A 16160-nucleotide genomic window follows, 5' to 3' on the forward strand; every position below is an offset into this window, starting at 1 on the left:
ACCCCGGCATCGGCTGGTTCCGGGACTGTTCCACTTCTGACATGAGGAGGCGCAGGGTCCGCGAAGGCTCGTTGGTTATGGAGAGCGCGTGGCATGTACGGAAGACCGAGGCCGAATCCGACCAGAGAGCGCGAAGGCGACACTGGAGCAATCAGGTCCTGCGTCCGACCAGGCGGACATAGGCTGCCCGTCGGGTCACTTCGGTGAGCTGAAAACCGTCCGGGACGGCCATGGTTCGGGTCGAATCCATGTCGGGCGACCATGAGTACGGCGTTTTCGGAAGATAGGCGATCACTTGATCAACCAACCCCGTTGAAGTGATCGCAGATATTTCATCGATCGCGCCGGCCAGCAGAACGGATCGCGCCCCTGTGTCGCGGAGGACTCTGATCGTCTCGGCGGGGTCGCCGCTCAGCGGTCCGCGCGGAAGCTGGAATACATCGCTGCCGTGACTGCGCGGCCTCCCTTCTTCGATGCCGCCGTGGCCGATGACGAGATCGTACGACTCCCGAAGTGAGTTCATCTCCTCAAGTGTGACCCCCTGCGTGAGAGAAGCATCGGGGTTTCCATCCGCACTCGCTTCATAGATCCAGGTAATGAAGGGGCGGTCGTCCTTCAGGGAGGCTCGCCAAGGACCCAGAACGAGAAGCGCCTCGTCCTCCAGACAGCCTTGCTGGACTTCTATACCGGCTTTTCGCAGAAGTTCCGCCCCGCCTTCGCCGCGCGACGTTGGATCCATCACGGCAATGAGTACTTTGGCGACTTTCGCGTTGATCAGAGCTTCGCGGCATGGCGGCGTGCGCCCGTAGTGGTTGCATGGCTCCAGCGTGACGACAGCCGTCCCGCCCTCCGCCCGTCTGCCGGCGGCGGCAAGGGCATTGACTTCCGCGTGTGACTCGCCCTTGCGTACGTGATATCCCTCGCCAACGGTCCGCCCATCACTGTCGAGAATTACGCAACCAACAGGCGGGTTGGGGCTGGTCGACCCCAGCCCCTGAGCGGAAATCGCGATGGCGCGGCGCATGGCGGCCATCTCATGGGCAATCATGACGTCAGAGATCCGCCCCTTCTTTGATGGCGTCGAACAACCGAGACACCGTACGGACCGAAGCTGAACCGCGGCGGCCTGTGCTGCCCTTTCGTACCCGCTCACTTTCGCGTAACTGTGGAGCAGGGCCGTGTACGGCGCCGAGGCGCGGGCTCTCGTCGTGAAGGCCATCGACGCTCTGGCCTGAGCCTGGGTGGGACGGAGGGCGGGACGAAGAGCCTCGCCGTTCCGGAGGGGTGAGGCTTGGGGAACGGCGTGGGTCAGTGTTGCGGTGCGCGGGTCATGTGGCGGGGGTGCGGGTGAACTCGCCCGCCTTGACGGCCTCTATGAACGAGGTGAACGCGTTGGCGGTGATGTCCAGGACCGGACCGTCCGGGTTCTTGGAGTCGCGGACGGGGACCATGCCGCGTGGGGCGGCGAGGTTGGCGGCGGCCTCCACGCAGGCGCCGCCGTTCTCGCTGTAGGAGGACTTGATCCAACGGGGGGATTGAGTCGTCACGGGGTGCCCTTTCGCAACTGCTCGATCATGGCCACAGATGCCGCCTTGGAGAGGGCTGACGGCCTGCAACCGATGGTAGGCCGTCAGCATGGGCATCGGAGGGGCGGAAGCAGCATGGTAGGGACGGCATGGTGGGGGCGTGTGGGCTCGATCAGTCGGCGGAGGAAGCGGGTGCCGGGGCGGTGTCGGTCGAGGACTGCCGCGCTGGGCATTTCGGTTCCGCGCGCTGCGTCCTCAGGATGAGGTGTCCTTCGTCGTCGTACGCTGGAATCGGAAAGGACGGTGGCGCATGTCGGACGAACTGGCCAGCAACGTAAGGAAGTACCGGCGCGCTGCGGGGTGGAGCCAAGAGGAGCTGGCACACCATGCCGGGCTCTCTGTCGGACCTGTCCGCAGGATCGAGCAAGGGCATGACGGGGTGCGTATGGAGACCCTGCACGCCATCGCCCGCGCCTTCAACGTGAGGACGTCCGCGCTCATGGCCTCAGGCGTTCCCGCGCCTGTCGCGCACGACAACTCCAACGGAATGCGTTTGCGTGATCTCCGAATCGCCTTGACACCGGCCGTCGGGCTCGCTTCGGTGAGTGCTCCCGTCGGGGACGAGCCGGATGTGTCGCGCTTGCGGCGCATGACACATGACAACTCCGTCCTCTACTTCGAGGACAGCTACCGGAGCATTGCGGCTGACCTTCCGGCTCTCATCCTTGCCGCGAACGACGCGGTCGCCTACTACGACTCGGGCGAGGAGCGCGCGAAGGCCCTGGTGGCCCGTTCTCAGGCTCTGCAACTGGCCGGCCGGTATCTGACGCAGATCAGGCAGTACGACCTCGCTCATGGGGCCGTCCGGGTGGCTATCGCCGATGCCAAGGCGGCGGGGAACCAGCTTGTCGCGGCTTCCGGGGTCGGCGGCATGTGCTGGATGCTCATGCGGACCGAGCGGTTCGACGAGGCGGAGGACATCGCCGTAGCGACGATGGATCTGATCGAGCCGAAGATCACCGGAGCGACCCCCGACGAGTACGCGACATGGGGTGGTCTGGCGATGGAGGCAGCCGCTGCGGCGGCCCGTAACAACCGCCCCAAGGAGGCCAAGTCGCTACGCAAGGCGGCGGGCACAGCCGCGAAAGCGGTGGGTTCCACGCACAAGAATCTGTTGCGTCACTGGTCGATGTTCGGGCCCGTCACCGCGTCCATGAAGGAATTGGAGGACTTCATGGTCGCCGGGGACGCGCGTGCGGTGATCCGCAAGTCCGACGAGGAAGCGAACCTCAAAGAGAAGAACTGGAAGAGACTGGGCGGTCCCAGCACCAATGACGGGAACCGCTACCGGCTCGACCTCGCTCGCGCACATGTCCGGGCAGGCGATCCCACGGCCGCTATGGAGGAGCTGTCCCGCCTGGACGAGATCGCGCCCGAGTGGTTCCGTCACCAGTCGTCCGCCGCGGTCACCTTCGAAGAGGTGACGCGGAAGCGCCGCACCCTCACCACGGAGATGCGGGAAGTCGGCACTCACCTCGGCGTTTTCGCGTAACTGCATCGTGCCAATGCACTTCTGATGGCACGTCATGAAAAGTGCATAACTTCTGTCTGGCTGGCCGCATTCCGTTTTCTCTACTTTGACGAACATGGCGAGAAACCAGCAGAGGGATTGCCGCATTGTGCTGCGGTGGAGCGGTCACCCGAGGTGTGTGGCGCTGGCGCGGCTGGAGTTACGGAAGGCGCTGGCGGAGTGGGGGCTGTCCGTCCTTGAGGACTCGGCCGTCCTGATCCTGTCGGAACTTCTGACGAACGCGGGCGTGCACGCGAGGGTGACGCCGGAGCAGACCATCGAGACGCGGTACTTCCGCAGTTCGGGTGCTCTGCGGATCGAGGTTCACGACGGTTCGGACGCGCGTCCGCTTCCGTGTGTGCCGGATTCGGGGGCGGTGAATGGGCGGGGGCTCTTTCTGGTCGATGCGTTGGCGGACGCGTGGGGGGTGGCCGAGCGGACCGGGCGGCCGGGCAAGGTGGTCTGGGCGGAGCTGGTTCTGCCGGTCGGGCTGCCGGGCGAGGGTGGTTGCTCGTGACCGCGCCGGTGGGCAGGCCTCCGGTGGGTGCGTTTTCGCGGCCGGATGTCGTGCCGTATATCGCGTGTTGGTCGTCGGAGCAGCGGCCTGCGGGTGTGGTGGTGGTGAGGGGCGGTGGTATCGCGTATGCGGATGAGGGGGTGTATGAGCGCGATGAGATGGGTGTGCTGTGGAAGCGGATCGGGATCAGTCCGGGGAAGGGGCGGCCGGAGTTTGGGAAGGTGCATTTCCTGCGGCAGCGGCGGGCGATGCGGAAGCTGTTGTGCCAGGTCTGTGGTGGGCCGTCGGACCGTACGGGTGAGGGGACGCTGTGGCTGGTGGGGGAGGACGTGGATGGTCCGGAGTTGTGGGAGCCGGGTTATGTCACGACGCATCCGCCGGTGTGTGTGCCGTGTGCGGTGACGTCGGTGGGTGCGTGTCCGCATTTGCGTGAGGTGTATGTGGCGCTGCGGGTGCGGGCGTTCGTGCCGGCGGGGGTGCACGGGGCGCTGTACCAGCCGGGTGGGGCGTTTCCGGTGGTGTATGACGCGGATGGGGTGACGTTCGAGGACTGGCGGATCGGGTGGGTGCTGGCGTCTCAATTGATCATGGAGTTCCAGGAGTTCACGGTGGTGGACCTGGAAGCGGAGCACGCGGCGTATCTGAAGCGCGCGGAAGCGCGGGGGAAAGTCCTCGGGGGCCAGTAGACCCAGTCTCTGGTTGTGATCAATCCGCAGGGGGCAGCAGTTCGGGCCGGGGCAGGCCGCCGACAGCCCGCAGTTCATCCCCGTGTCGGCGAAGGTGCGGGTCCGCCGGCCGGTCGGCAGTCCCCGCACCCGGCCCGGCGCGGTCGCCGGGGACAAGGCGTACTCGTCTCGCGGCAACCGCACCTACCTGCGAAGACACCAGATCAAGGCCGCCAGCCGGAAGAAGAAGGGCGGCAGCGGTGGCCTGGCCCGTCAGCCACGACACCGGCCTCTACAAGTCGAGGAAGGCTGTCGAGCGACTGATCAACAAGCTGAAAGCCTGGCGCGGCATCGCCGCCCGCTGGGACAAGGCCCCGCAGGGCCACCTCGCCGGCCTGTATCTCCGCGCTTCCATGATCCGGATCAACGGCCTCACCCCAACCAGCCCGTGACCGGAGCCGGTTGCGGGACCGGTCGTGGGGTCAGGCGGTCCGCGCCGCAAGCTCCGCGTTGGCGCGCTCGGTGACCAGGGCGAGGACGCGGCCGGCGGCGGTCAGGTCCTCGGCGGGTATCCCGCCCCAGATGCGGGCGGAGACGGGCGCGGTCTCCGCGCCGGTGGCGGCGAGCAGCTCGCGCCCCGCGTCCGTCGGGTGAAGATGTGCGCCGTCCATGACGAGCAGCTGCTTGGCCAGCAGTTCGTCGAGGGTGGCGCGGATGTCGGCCGGATCGGCCTTGAGGAAGCCCTGGACCTGGGTGATGAGATCGTCCGGCGTCTGCGGGGTCTCGGTGGTGATGGCCGCGCGCAGGGTGACCTGCTGCTGGAACGTGGCGCCGTGCCGGGCCAGGATGTGCTCCAGGACACCGCGGGCGGCGTAGTGGGCCAGGGCGACGGTGCGGGCATCGGCGGCGGGATTGGTGGCGGCGGTGGTCATGGTGTTCTCCTCCGAGTGCTCTGGTCGTTCGGTACGGATGGAGCGAGAGGTACGTCGAGCAGGGTCGTCAGCTCGTCGGTGAACGCGCGCGTCCGCGGGGCGTTGAGGCCGCCGAGCGGCTCCAGCAGTTGCTGGAGCAGTTCCTGGACCACCGCGATGGCCTGCCGCGTGACAGCCTGTCCTTGCTCGGTGAGGGCGAGCTGTACGGCGCGCGGGTCGCGGGGGTCGCGGGTGCGCTCGATCAGACCGGCCGACTCCAGGACGCGCGCCAGCTTCGAGACGTACAGCGCCTCCAGACCGGTGTGGTCGGCGAGCCGGCGCTGGCTGGGCCGCTCGCCGGCGCGCTGCATGCCGTGCAGCGACGCGACCACTACGTACTGCGCGTGGGTGAGACCCAGCGGAGCCACCGCGCGGTCGACCGCGACGCGCCACTTGTTGGCGAGCCGCCACACCAGGAAGCCGGGCGTGGGGCTCGGTGAACCCTTGCTCATGGCGAATAGATTACATAGCTACTATGTCCATGGCTACTATTTTCCGGCGGAACCGCCTCGGCCCCGTCGCATGATCAAGCTCAAACGCGGGACGTTCCCGTCCGCGTTCGCCGCCCTGCACGATTCCGTTCCGTTTCCCGGTCCTGCGGTCGGGGTGCTGGCTTGTGGTTGCTCGGGTGGTTGCTCTGTTTGCTCTGTGTGCTCTGTCTGCGGGTGAGGGCCGAGGGGTAGTCGGGGTGGGCCGGGTGGTTTCGTGCCACGCGGGGGCCGCCCCTCTGGCTTTGAGTTTCGCGACTCCGGGCCGGGCGTCAAGGGCGCTCCTGCGTCGCGTCGGCTGCGCCGATTCCGCTGCGCTCCACCCTTGACTCCCGTCCCTCCATCGCAAGTGCGGACAGGCGGGAGGGGCGGCCCGGGGGAAGGGGTCCCCGGGGGGCTGAGTTGGGGGTGTCTGTTTCTTTCCCGGCCTGCGGCCCGGTGGGCCCTGCGGGGCTGCGCGACAGTGGAGTGGGGCGGTGACGACACCGGCTCAGCGGCTTTCTGTCCGCTGCTTGCCGGGGTTCAGTCCCGTGCCTGGGGTGGGTGGTTGGTGGCGTGGGTGTGTCCGTGGCGGGTGTGGGTGGGCCAGTTGAGGGCCTGCCCTGGGACCCGTCTAACGCAACTGGGGACACATGACCGCCTCGCGGGACTCCCCAGCACTCTTCCAAATGTGGGCATATGGGGCATGGGTGGGGCTTGGTGAGCCCCTTTCCCCGGGAATGGCGCGGCGATGGGTCCGGCGATGTCCTTCGGACGTCTCTTGCGTCCTAGTGACGCGGGAAGCGTCCTCACAGGTCCCCGACCGGCGAAAAGGGCAGACACACCGGCCCGTTCGGGCCCTTGAGGGGGCGCAGGCTTGTCCGCGTTGCGCTTGGGGTGCCACGTGCTCACGGATCTCAGGCACGGGACTGAGCCCCAGCGAGCAGTGGACGGTCTGTCGCTGAGCCGGTGTCGTCACCGCCCCATTCCACTGCCGCGCAGAGCACCCACCGGGCCGCAGGCCGGGGAGGAAACCGGGACCCTCAACGGATCTCCCCGGGGACCCCTTCCCCCGGGCCGCCCCTCCCGCCTGTCCGCACTTGCGATGGAGGGACGGGAGTCAAGGGTGGAGCGCAGCGGAATCGGCTTGCCGACGCGACGGAGGAGCGCCCTTGACGCCCGGCCCGGAGTCGCGAAACTCAAAGCCAGAGGGGCGGCCCCCGCGTGGCACGGGACCTACCGGCCCACCCCGACTACCCCTCGGTCCTCACCCGCAGACAGAGCAGACAGAGCAGACAGAGCAACCACCAGCTACGCCCCCGTCCCCTCCGGTTGGAACGGGGCTCCCGGGATGACCAGAGGGGAGCCCGTCACCGGGTCCGGGATCACCACCGAGGCGAGGCCGAAGACCTCCTGGACCAGGTCCGCGGTCACCACCTCCGCCGGGTGGCCCTCCGCCACGACGCGGCCCGACTTCATCGCGACCAGATGGTCGGCGTAGCGGGCCGCCTGGTTGAGGTCGTGGAGGACGATCACGACCGTACGGCCCTGCTCGTGGTTGAGCCGGCGCACCAGGTCGAGGACCTCCACCTGGTGCGCGATGTCCAGGAAGGTCGTCGGTTCGTCGAGGAGCAGCAGATCGGTCTCCTGGGCCAGGGCCATCGCGATCCACACCCGCTGGCGCTGTCCGCCCGAGAGCTCGTCCACCAGCCGGTCGGCCAGCTCGGTCACCGCCGTCCGGGCCATCGCCTCCGTCACCGCGCGCTCGTCCTCGTCCGACCACTGCTGCCACCAGTGCTGGTGCGGCTGGCGTCCGCGCGAGACCAGGTCCGCGACCGTGATCGCCTCCGGCGCGACCGGCGACTGCGGCAGCAGCCCGATCGACCGGGCGATGCGCTTCGTCGGGATCTTCGCCAGTTCCTCGCCGTCGAGCAGCACCGAGCCGCCGCGCGGCTTCAGCAGCCGCCCCAGCGCGCGCAGTGTCGTCGACTTGCCGCAGGCGTTGGGGCCGACGATCACGGTCACCCGCCCGTCGGGGACGGCCAGTTCCAGCTCGTGCACGACCGTGCGGTCCTCATAGGCGAGCGTCAGCTCGCGGGCCATGAGCCTGCTCATGCGGTCCCTCCCTTTCGTACACCTGCACGTACACCCGCACCTGCGCGCACACCCGCCCCCGTACCCGCACTCGCCCCCGTACCCGCCCCCGCGCCCACCGCACGGCTCCGGACGATCAGCCAGATCAGATACGGCGCCCCCACCGCCGCCGTCAGCACCCCCACCGGCAGCTCCGTCGGCGACAGCAGCCTGCGGGCCAGCAGATCCGCGAGTACGACGATCACCGCGCCCGTCAACGCCGAGCACAGCAGCGGGATCTGCGCGGTACGGGTCATCCGCCGGGCGATCTGCGGGGCCAGCAGCGCCACGAAGTCCACCGGCCCCGCCGCGCCGGTCGCGACCGACGCCAGCACCACACCGAGCAGTACGAGACCCAGCCGGACGCGGCCGAGCCGTACCCCCAGCGCGGTGGCCGTGTCGTCGTCCAGCGACACCGTGCGCTGCGCGTACGCCGCCCACAGCATCGCGGGCACCAGCCCCAGCAGCAGCCACCCCAGCGGTGCGGCTTCGTCCCAGCCGCGGCCGTTGAGCGATCCCGTCATCCAGATCTGCGCCTGCTGGGCGACGAGATAGTCGCCCTTGGTCAGGAAGAGCGTGGTGATGGAACGCAGCGCGATCGCGAAGCCGATCCCGATGAGTACGAACCGGGTCGCGTGCAGCCCGCCGCGCCAGGCGAACACGTACACCAGCGCCGCCGCCAGGATCCCGCCGACGACGGAGAGATACGGCAGCACGCTGAACGAGGTGACACCGAAGGTCATCGCGCCGACCGTGAGCGCGCTCGCGCCCTGGCTGATACCGATGATGTCGGGGCTGGCCAGCGGATTGCGGGCGACGGTCTGGATCAGCGCGCCCGCGACACCGAACGCGAGCCCGACGAACAGCCCCGCCATCATGCGCGGCAGGCGCAGTGTGCCGACGACGAGTTCGTCCGACGACGGCTGCCCGCTCAGCACCTTCAGGACCTCGGAGGGCGCCACGAAGCTCTCGCCGACGCTCAGATACACGACGCAGACGGCCGCCAGCGTGACGGTGAGCGCGCCGGCCACCGCCGCCGCCCGCCGGTGCAGCAGGAAGGTGCCGCGGCCGATCCGTATCCGCGCGTATCCGGCAGGCCGCACCCCGGCGGTCCCGCCGGACGCGTGGGCCGCGTCCACCTTCCCCGCACCCCTGCTCGCGCCCTTCCCCGGGTCCTTCGACGTCAGCGCCGTCACGCCGGTACCGCCTTCCTGCGTACGGCCGTCACGCCGGTACCGCCTTCCTGCGTACGAGCGCGACCAGGAACGGCACCCCGAGGAGCGCCGTCATCACCCCCGCGGGCACCTCGCTCGGCGGGAAGACGATCCGGCCGATCACATCCGAGACCAGCAGCATCACGGGCCCGATCAGCGCGGCCATCGGAAGCACCCAGCGGTGGTCGGTGCCGACGATCGCACGGGCGATATGCGGAACGGCCAGTCCGACGAAGGCGATCGGTCCCGCCGCCGCGACGCCCACGCCGGTGAGTACCGTCGCGCCGAGGCCGCCCAGCACACGTACGGCCGCGACATTCTGGCCCAGCCCCTTCGCCACGTCCTCACCGAGCGCCAGCGCGTCGAGGCCGCGCGCCACGGAGACCACCAGCACGGTGCCGATGAGCAGGAACGGCCAGATCTGGGACACCACTTCGGCGTCCCGGCCCGCGATCGAGCCCACCTGCCAGAAGCGGAACTCGTCCAGCGTCGCCGCGCTGGTGGTCAGTACCCCCATCGTCACCGAGACGAGCAGCGCGTTGATCGCCGCGCCGCCCAGGGCGAGTTTGACGGGGGTCGCACCGCCGCGCCCGCTGGAGGCGATCGCGTACACCGCCACCGAGGCGACACCCGCGCCGGCGAACGCGTACCAGACATAGCCGCTGAGGGTGTGCACCCCGGCGAAGGCGATGGCCAGTACGACGCCTACGGAGGCGCCCTGGCTGATCCCGAGGATGCCGGGGTCGGCGATCGGATTGCGGGTGATGCCCTGGAGGACGGTACCGGCCAGCGCGAGCGCCGCCCCGACCATCAGCCCGATCAGGGTGCGCGGTACGCGCAGTTGCCGGATGACCTCGGCGTCGTCGCCGCGCCCTCCGTGCAGCAGCGCGTCGACGACGGCGGAGGGAGCGACGGCGCGCGCGCCGACCGCGAGGCTCAGCAGGACCGCGAGCAGCACGGCCACGACGGCGCCCGCCGTCCAGCCGATACGGCGGGCGACCAGGGCGCGTCGGGCGCTGTGGACCGGCGGGGCGGCGGCTGACATCGGGACCAATCGGAACGGGGTACGGACGGAACGGGCACGCAGGGAACAGGCACGGACGGGACGGGGTACGGACCGGACGGGCACGCAGGGGACGGGTACGGACGGAACAGGTACGCAGGGAACGGGGACGCGGGGTCGGTCTGGTTAGGCTTGGCTAAGTCTAAGCACCCGAATCAAGCCATCCCCAGGGCCCGGTCCGCGCACCGCCCGCCTGGGCACAATGGCTGTCATGGCTTCCTCCACGGCTCGGCACGCACCCACGGTCGGCTTCGACCTCGATATGACCCTCATCGACTCCCGCCCCGGTATTCACGCCGCCTACCTGGCACTTTCCGCCGAGACCGGAGTGCCGATCGACGCCGATCTCGCGATCACCCGGCTCGGGCCGCCGCTCGAAGAGGAGCTGGCGCACTGGTTCCCCGAGGACCGGATCGAGGAGATGGGCGACCGTTACAGGGAGATCTATCCCACATTCGCGATCGCCCCGACGCCCGCGATGCCCGGTGCCCGTGAGGCCATCGCCGCCGTACAGGCACTCGGCGGCCGGGCGATCGTCGTCACCGCCAAGCACCAGCCGAACGCCGAACTGCATCTGAACCACCTCGGTATCGAGCCGGACGAGGTCGTCGGATGGCTGTGGGCGGAGGCCAAGGCGGTGGCCCTGCGCGAACACGGCGCGACGGTGTACGTGGGTGACCACATCGGCGATGTACGCGGGGCCCGTACGGCCGGGGCGCTCTCCGTCGCCGTACCGACCGGGCCGTGCGACGAGGAGGAGCTGCGGGCGGCGGGAGCGGATGTGATCCTGCCGGATCTGACCGCCTTCCCGGCCTGGCTGGCGAGCTATGCGGAGAGCTATGCGCCGGTGGAGGCCGCCGACCTGGCCTGACGGTCCGCCGAAGTGTCCCGACGGCCCTCCGGCCTGCTCTAACGTTCCGCCGACCTGGCCTGACGGCGCTGCGCCGCGATCGACCGCAGCACACCCGCGCCCGCGATCAGGAATCCCACCCCCATCAGCATGCAGACGGCATACGCGACGGACGGGAACGGGTCCGTCCCGAGGAACAGCGGTGCCACGGTGATCAGCGTCGCGATCGCGCCGACGATGAAGACGATCGCGCCGATACGGACCAGGCCGTCGCCCGGCCCGGCCTCATCCGTGGTGCGGGGTGCCTCGTCCGTGGTGCGGGGTGCAGGAGTAGCAGTCACCTCACCAGGGTAGTTCCCACCGGACAGCAGCGGACAGGAACCATCCGGCGACGTCTTGTCACCAGCCCCTGGACCATTAGCCTTGGGGTTGGCGGGTCGGTCGACCCGCTGTAGTGCTATCCAGAGCCGTTTTTGTGCGCGCCAGCGCCCCAACGAGTACGAGGACGAGGACAGACGTGCCTACCGGCAAGGTCAAGTGGTTCAACAGTGAGAAGGGCTTCGGCTTTCTCTCCCGTGACGACGGCGGCGACGTCTTCGTGCACTCGTCGGTCCTCCCTGCCGGAGTCGACGCACTCAAGCCAGGCCAGCGCGTGGAGTTCGGCGTCGTCGCGGGCCAGCGGGGCGACCAGGCGCTTTCGGTGACGGTCCTCGACCCGACGCCCTCGGTCGCGGCGGCCCAGCGCCGCAAGCCCGACGAACTGGCCTCGATCGTCCAGGATCTGACGACGCTGCTGGAGAACATCACGCCGATGCTGGAGCGTGGCCGCTATCCCGACAAGGTCCATGGCGCGAAGATCGCGGGCCTGCTGCGGGCGGTGGCCGACCAGTTGGACGTGTGACGCCCCGGGCCCGGTAGAACCGGATCAGTCGAACAGAACCGGATCAGACGAAACGCAGCTAGAACCGGATCAGACGAAACGCAACGCGTCACGGCCGAGGGGCGGTACGAGCCCCTCGGCCGCCGCGCGTGTGAGCAGCCCGCGGACCGCCGCGTAGCCGTCGTCGCCCAGATTCGCGGTGAACTCGTTGACGTACAGACCGATGTGCTGGTCCGCCACCGCCGGGTCCATCTCCTGGGAGTGCTCCAGGACATACGGGCGTGAGGCCTCCGGGTCGTCCCAGGCCATCCGGACCGACCTGCGCACCGACTCCGCCAGGAGCTGGAGCGCCTCGGTGCCCAGCGAGCGCTTCGCGATGATCGCGCCCAGCGGGATCGGCAGGCCCGTCGTGGTCTCCCAGTGCTCGCCCATATCGGCGAGGCAGTGCAGACCGTAATCCTGATAGGTGAAGCGCGCCTCGTGGATGACGAGTCCGGCGTCCACCTTGCCGTCGCGTACCGCCGGCATGATCTCGTTGAACGGCAGGACGACGACCTCGCCCACCCCGCCCGGGACGACATCCGCCGCCCACAGCCGGAAGAGCAGATAGGCCGTGGAGCGCTCGCTCGGTACGGCGATGGTCCTGCCGGTCAGATCGGTGCCCGGCTCCCGGGTCAGTACGAGCGGACCGCAGCCCCGGCCGAGCGCGCCGCCGCACGGCAGCAGTGTGTACTCGTCGAGGACCCAGGGCAGCACGGCGTAGGAGACCTTGAGGACGTCCAACTCACCGCGCTCGGCCATGCCGTTGGTGATGTCGATGTCCGCGAAGGTGACATCGATGTCCGGGGCGCCGACGACCCGGCCATGGGCCCAGGCCTCGAAGACGAATGTGTCGTTCGGGCAGGGGGAGTAGGCGATCCGCAGCGGCTGCGTGGTCATGACGGCTCCTCGAAGACTGGGGTGAGCAGCGTGAACGCGTACCGCAGCGCGCCCAGGGCCCGGCCGATCTCCCAGGAGGCGCGGTCACGCGGTCCCACGGCGTTGGAGACGGCGCGGATCTCGACACAGGGTACGGAGTGGACGGCGGCGGCCTCGGCGACACCGAAGCCTTCCATCGCCTCGGCCGCGGCGCGCGGGTGGCGCGCGGTCAGCTCGGCCGCGCGGGCCGCCGTGCCGGTCGCGGTGGAGACGGTGAGGACCGGCGCGAGGACCGTCCCGCTTCCCTGAGCGGACCCACTCGCGGCCGTGGCGCCTCCACCTGCGGTAGCAGCCCCACCTGCCGTAGCGGCTCCGCCTGCGGTGGTGGCTCCACCCGTCGCAGCGGCTCCACCCGTCGCAGCGGCTCCGCCCGCCGTGGCGGCGTCCAGGATCTTGGCGATACGGGCGGTCAGTTCCGCCGGGGGGCGGTGGACGCTGCGGCCGAAGCCCAGCTCCTCGACCGGCAGATAGCCCTCGGGGGTCTCGGCGCCGAGGTCGGCCGCGACGATCGAGTCCGCGACGACGAGCGAGCCGACCGGGGCGCGGTGCGGGAAGCCGCCGGCGATTCCGGCCGAGATGACGAGGTGGTAGGGCGGGTCGTACGGAGAGGCCGCCAGCGCCGTCGCCGTGGCGACCGCGGACGCCGTCGGGCCGACCCCGCCGGCCAGGACGTCCACCACCGGAATCTGCACGGACCCGGGGCGCGGGGTGAACTGGGCGTGGCCGGCGATCTCGTAGCCACCGGTCAGTTCACGGACGCCGCTGCGGGCGAACCGGTCGAGTCCCGCGGCGACGGAGTCCGCCTCCGCCGCCACCGCCGTCACGACAAGTACACGCATGGCGGAGCCTTCCAGGGCCGGGGCGGGTGCGGGGGCGTGCTGGGGTCAGGACGACTTCTTGAACTCGAACTGCCAGATTCCGACCAGTTCCTTGCCGCTGGTCTCCACGATGCTGACCTGGGTGGCGTTGGTGGGCTCGCCGGTCTGGCTGGAGAAGAACGCGCTGCCGGGGATCGTACGGTACGTCTTCTTGTACGGCTCCTGCTCGGCCTGCTGACCGTCGATGAAGAGCGTCCAGCCGTGCTCGGCGATCGCCGGGTCGACCCCGAAGTGGACCTGGTCGTCCATGGCGACCTCGACGGTCTTCTCCGCCTTCTGGTTGAGGCAGGGCTGGATCTCGGTCTGCTTGATCGCCTTGCCGTCGTTGTAGCAGGCGGCCTCGGTGTTGACCGAGTTGTCGCCGACCGTCACGGTCGCGAGCGGCGTCGGCTTGTCACAGGCGGCGAGGACGAGGAGTCCGGCGGACACAGCACCGAGGGCGACGCCGGCCCTGCGGGCCCTACCAGAGAAGAACGCAACGGTCATGGGGCGAAGGCTATCGGTCGTACCGGCACGGGCCGCGAGGGGGTACGGCGAGCCGCACCTGCTCACACGGCGTGCGGGCCCGGGAACGCGGCGCGGCGGGGGCGGCGTACGGACGGGGGCGCGCGGGAGCGCCCGGCGGGAGCGAGGACGGGGCGCGGGCGCGCGGGCCCGGTCTCAGGCCACGCGGGGATGCGGGGTGCCGTGTCTGGCCACGCTCAGCAGTCCCCGCGCCGCGAAGAGCGCCCCGACCCCGATGATCGTGGCGGCGACGGACATGCCCAGCACCCCGTTGAGCGGCAGCGCGATCCCGATCGCGCCGCCCACCACCCAGGACATCTGGAGCACCGTCTCGGAGCGCGCGAAGGCCGAGGTCCGTACCTCCTCGGGGACGTCCCGCTGGATCACCGCGTCCAGGGACAGTTTCGACAGCGCCTGGCAGAGCCCCGCGACCGCGCACAGCAGGGCCATCAGCGGGCCCCCGAAGAACAGCGCCGCGAGAATCGCCGTGGTGAAGGCGATGCCCAGCATCGTGGCGATGATCACTTCGGGACCCCGCGCCTTGAGCCACGCGCCCACCGCCGTACCCAGGGCGTTGCCCGCACCGGCCGCGACGCCCACGATGCCGAGGGAGACCGCCGCCGTCTGGCCCTGGATCGGATGCTCGCGCAGCAGAAAGGCGAGGAAGAAGATCAGGAAGCCGGAGAGCGCGCGGTGGGAGGCGTTCGCCTGGAGGCCGTGCAGCACCGAGGGGCCGACCGTGCGGAGACTGGGCCGCTTCTCCCCGCGTTTGACCAGCCGGGCCTTTCGCTCGCCCTTCGCCGAGTCGACCTTGTGCGGCAGGGAGAACGCCAGGAACGTTCCGCCGAGGAAGACCAGACAGGCGCCGTAGAGCGGCCACTTGGGGCCGATCTGATGCAGGCCCGCACCGATCGGGGCGGCGACTCCGGTGGCGAGCAGCCCGGCGAGCGTGACGCGGGAGTTGGCCCGTACCAGCGAGAAGCGCGGTGGCAGCAGCCGCGGCACGACGGCGCTGCGGATCACCCCGTACGCCTTCGACGCGACCAGCACCCCGAGCGCCGCCGGATACAGCTCCAGACTGCCCGTTATGACGGCGGCCGACATGAGGATCGCGAGCGCGGCCCTGGTGAACATGGCGCAGGCCATGGCGGCGCGGCGGCCGTGCGGAAGATGGTCGAGGAGAGGGCCGATGACCGGGGCGAGCAGGGTGAAGGGCGCCATGGTGATGGCGAGATAGAGCGCGACGCGGCCCCGGGCCTCGTCGGTCGGTACGGAGAAGAAGACGGTCGAGGCGAGCGCCACGGTGATCATCACATCGCCGGCGCCGTTCACGGCGTGCAGCTCGATCAGCTTGCCGAGCCCGGACTCTCCCGCGCCGTGCGCGTGCGTGGCCTTGCGGATGACCCGGGCGGTGCCGGTGACCGGCAGGCGCATGGCACGGCCGATGGCCCGCCCGGTCCTGCGGAGCGGGCCTGCTGCGTCGTCGGACGACCTCGCGGCTGCCACCCCGTCATAGTGCCCCAAGGGTCCCTGGTACGAACCGATCCCGGGCATGACGGGGCCGTGACGGCGCCATGAAGGACGAGCGGGGGCGCGTCGTCGGCGGGTGGGGAGGAATTCACCGCGCCGCGGACCGGGGGCGGGTTTCGGTCATCGGCGGGCGGTGCCCATGGGGTACGGGACGGTCCCGGGGGCTGGAGGGGGACGCGTGGGGGAGTCGCGGGGGGACACGTCCGGGTGTCCGTTCGGGCATGTCCGGGGGACCGGTCCTCCCGCCCGGGGGCGGGGCGCGGTGCCCGGCGGGACGGGTTTCCGGCGGGCGCTCGTCGACGGTCCGGCCGCCTGCGGGCCGCCTCCGGGACGCCTCCGGGACGGTCCCGGGGCGGTCGCGAGGCAGTCGCGAGGCGGTTCCATGGCTGTTCCGGGGCTGTTCCGGGTAGGTCC

17 protein-coding genes and 1 pseudogene are annotated in these 16160 nt (G+C 70.0%); 6 read left to right on the forward strand and 12 right to left on the reverse strand.

Annotated features, from left to right (window positions below):
* Positions 1–151 precede the first annotated feature (151 nt).
* Positions 152–1048: a bifunctional diaminohydroxyphosphoribosylaminopyrimidine deaminase/5-amino-6-(5-phosphoribosylamino)uracil reductase RibD gene (gene ribD, locus ACWGDX_RS14210; RefSeq protein ID WP_453625400.1), complete on the reverse strand. Its 897-nt coding sequence runs from the start codon at positions 1046–1048 to the stop codon at positions 152–154.
* Positions 1049–1328: 280 nt separating this feature from the next.
* The gene (locus tag ACWGDX_RS14215) at positions 1329–1547 is read right to left on the reverse strand and encodes a DUF397 domain-containing protein (protein WP_453625402.1); all 219 of its coding nucleotides are present in this window, start codon (positions 1545–1547) and stop codon (positions 1329–1331) included.
* A 289-nt stretch (positions 1548–1836) separates the two neighbouring features.
* Between ACWGDX_RS14215 and ACWGDX_RS14220 the strand changes: the two genes are divergently transcribed.
* The 4 genes and pseudogenes from ACWGDX_RS14220 to ACWGDX_RS14235 form a co-directional block, all read left to right on the forward strand.
* Complete coding sequence (locus tag ACWGDX_RS14220) at positions 1837–3078, forward strand: helix-turn-helix domain-containing protein (RefSeq protein WP_453625403.1); 1242 nt, start codon at positions 1837–1839, stop codon at positions 3076–3078.
* 94 nt (positions 3079–3172) lie between these two features.
* On the forward strand, positions 3173–3613 hold the full coding sequence (locus tag ACWGDX_RS14225) for an ATP-binding protein (RefSeq protein WP_453625405.1): 441 nt from the start codon (positions 3173–3175) through the stop codon (positions 3611–3613).
* Positions 3614–3753: 140 nt separating this feature from the next.
* Entirely contained in the window at positions 3754–4299 is a 546-nt protein-coding gene (locus ACWGDX_RS14230) for a hypothetical protein (RefSeq protein ID WP_453625406.1), read from the forward strand.
* 49 nt (positions 4300–4348) lie between these two features.
* Positions 4349–4730 (forward strand): annotated as a pseudogene (locus ACWGDX_RS14235) (IS5/IS1182 family transposase); the annotation flags it as partial.
* Positions 4731–4760: 30 nt separating this feature from the next.
* On the opposite strand, the gene ACWGDX_RS14240 reads toward ACWGDX_RS14235, so the two are convergent.
* From ACWGDX_RS14240 to ACWGDX_RS14260, 5 genes are all read right to left on the reverse strand, one after another.
* Positions 4761–5210 carry a MarR family transcriptional regulator gene (locus ACWGDX_RS14240; RefSeq protein WP_453625408.1) on the reverse strand — a complete coding sequence of 150 codons (450 nt, stop codon included), beginning with the start codon at positions 5208–5210 and terminating at the stop codon, positions 4761–4763.
* Positions 5207–5701 (reverse strand): MarR family winged helix-turn-helix transcriptional regulator, encoded by a 495-nt coding sequence (locus ACWGDX_RS14245; RefSeq protein ID WP_453625410.1) that lies wholly within the window; start codon positions 5699–5701, stop codon positions 5207–5209. The genes ACWGDX_RS14240 and ACWGDX_RS14245 overlap by 4 nt, the downstream gene beginning before the upstream one ends.
* Before the next feature lie 1326 nt (positions 5702–7027).
* Positions 7028–7831 carry an ABC transporter ATP-binding protein gene (locus ACWGDX_RS14250; protein ID WP_453625412.1) on the reverse strand — a complete coding sequence of 268 codons (804 nt, stop codon included), beginning with the start codon at positions 7829–7831 and terminating at the stop codon, positions 7028–7030.
* Positions 7828–8988, reverse strand: coding sequence for a FecCD family ABC transporter permease (locus tag ACWGDX_RS14255; protein ID WP_453625463.1), 1161 nt, complete (start codon positions 8986–8988; stop codon positions 7828–7830). The genes ACWGDX_RS14250 and ACWGDX_RS14255 overlap by 4 nt, the downstream gene beginning before the upstream one ends.
* A gap of 85 nt (positions 8989–9073) precedes the next feature.
* Positions 9074–10108, reverse strand: coding sequence for a FecCD family ABC transporter permease (locus ACWGDX_RS14260; RefSeq protein WP_453625414.1), 1035 nt, complete (start codon positions 10106–10108; stop codon positions 9074–9076).
* 220 nt (positions 10109–10328) lie between these two features.
* Here ACWGDX_RS14260 and ACWGDX_RS14265 point away from each other — a divergent pair, with 220 nt between their 5' ends.
* Positions 10329–10997, forward strand: a complete 669-nt coding sequence (locus ACWGDX_RS14265) for an HAD family hydrolase (RefSeq protein WP_453625415.1) — start codon at positions 10329–10331, stop codon at positions 10995–10997.
* A 38-nt stretch (positions 10998–11035) separates the two neighbouring features.
* Here ACWGDX_RS14265 and ACWGDX_RS14270 read toward each other — a convergent pair whose 3' ends face one another.
* A complete protein-coding gene (locus ACWGDX_RS14270; RefSeq protein ID WP_453625417.1) occupies positions 11036–11317 on the reverse strand; it encodes a hypothetical protein in 282 nt (93 codons plus the stop codon).
* Between the two features lie 176 nt (positions 11318–11493).
* On the opposite strand from ACWGDX_RS14270, the gene ACWGDX_RS14275 reads away from it, so the two are divergent.
* Positions 11494–11877 (forward strand): cold-shock protein, encoded by a 384-nt coding sequence (locus ACWGDX_RS14275; protein WP_046507938.1) that lies wholly within the window; start codon positions 11494–11496, stop codon positions 11875–11877.
* Between the two features lie 69 nt (positions 11878–11946).
* Here the strand turns inward: ACWGDX_RS14275 and ACWGDX_RS14280 are convergent, their stop codons facing one another.
* The 4 genes from ACWGDX_RS14280 to ACWGDX_RS14295 form a co-directional block, all read right to left on the reverse strand.
* Positions 11947–12795 (reverse strand): 1,4-dihydroxy-6-naphthoate synthase, encoded by an 849-nt coding sequence (locus tag ACWGDX_RS14280; protein WP_365901916.1) that lies wholly within the window; start codon positions 12793–12795, stop codon positions 11947–11949.
* Positions 12792–13673, reverse strand: coding sequence for a phosphorylase family protein (locus ACWGDX_RS14285; protein ID WP_453625419.1), 882 nt, complete (start codon positions 13671–13673; stop codon positions 12792–12794). Before ACWGDX_RS14285 ends, ACWGDX_RS14280 begins: the two co-directional genes overlap by 4 nt.
* A 45-nt stretch (positions 13674–13718) precedes the next feature.
* Positions 13719–14198, reverse strand: a complete 480-nt coding sequence (locus ACWGDX_RS14290; protein ID WP_453625421.1) for a DUF2771 domain-containing protein — start codon at positions 14196–14198, stop codon at positions 13719–13721.
* Positions 14199–14372: 174 nt separating this feature from the next.
* A complete protein-coding gene (locus ACWGDX_RS14295) occupies positions 14373–15770 on the reverse strand; it encodes an MFS transporter (protein WP_453625423.1) in 1398 nt (465 codons plus the stop codon).
* Positions 15771–16160 lie beyond the last annotated feature (390 nt).

The organism is Streptomyces sp. NPDC055025 (assembly GCF_053608565.1).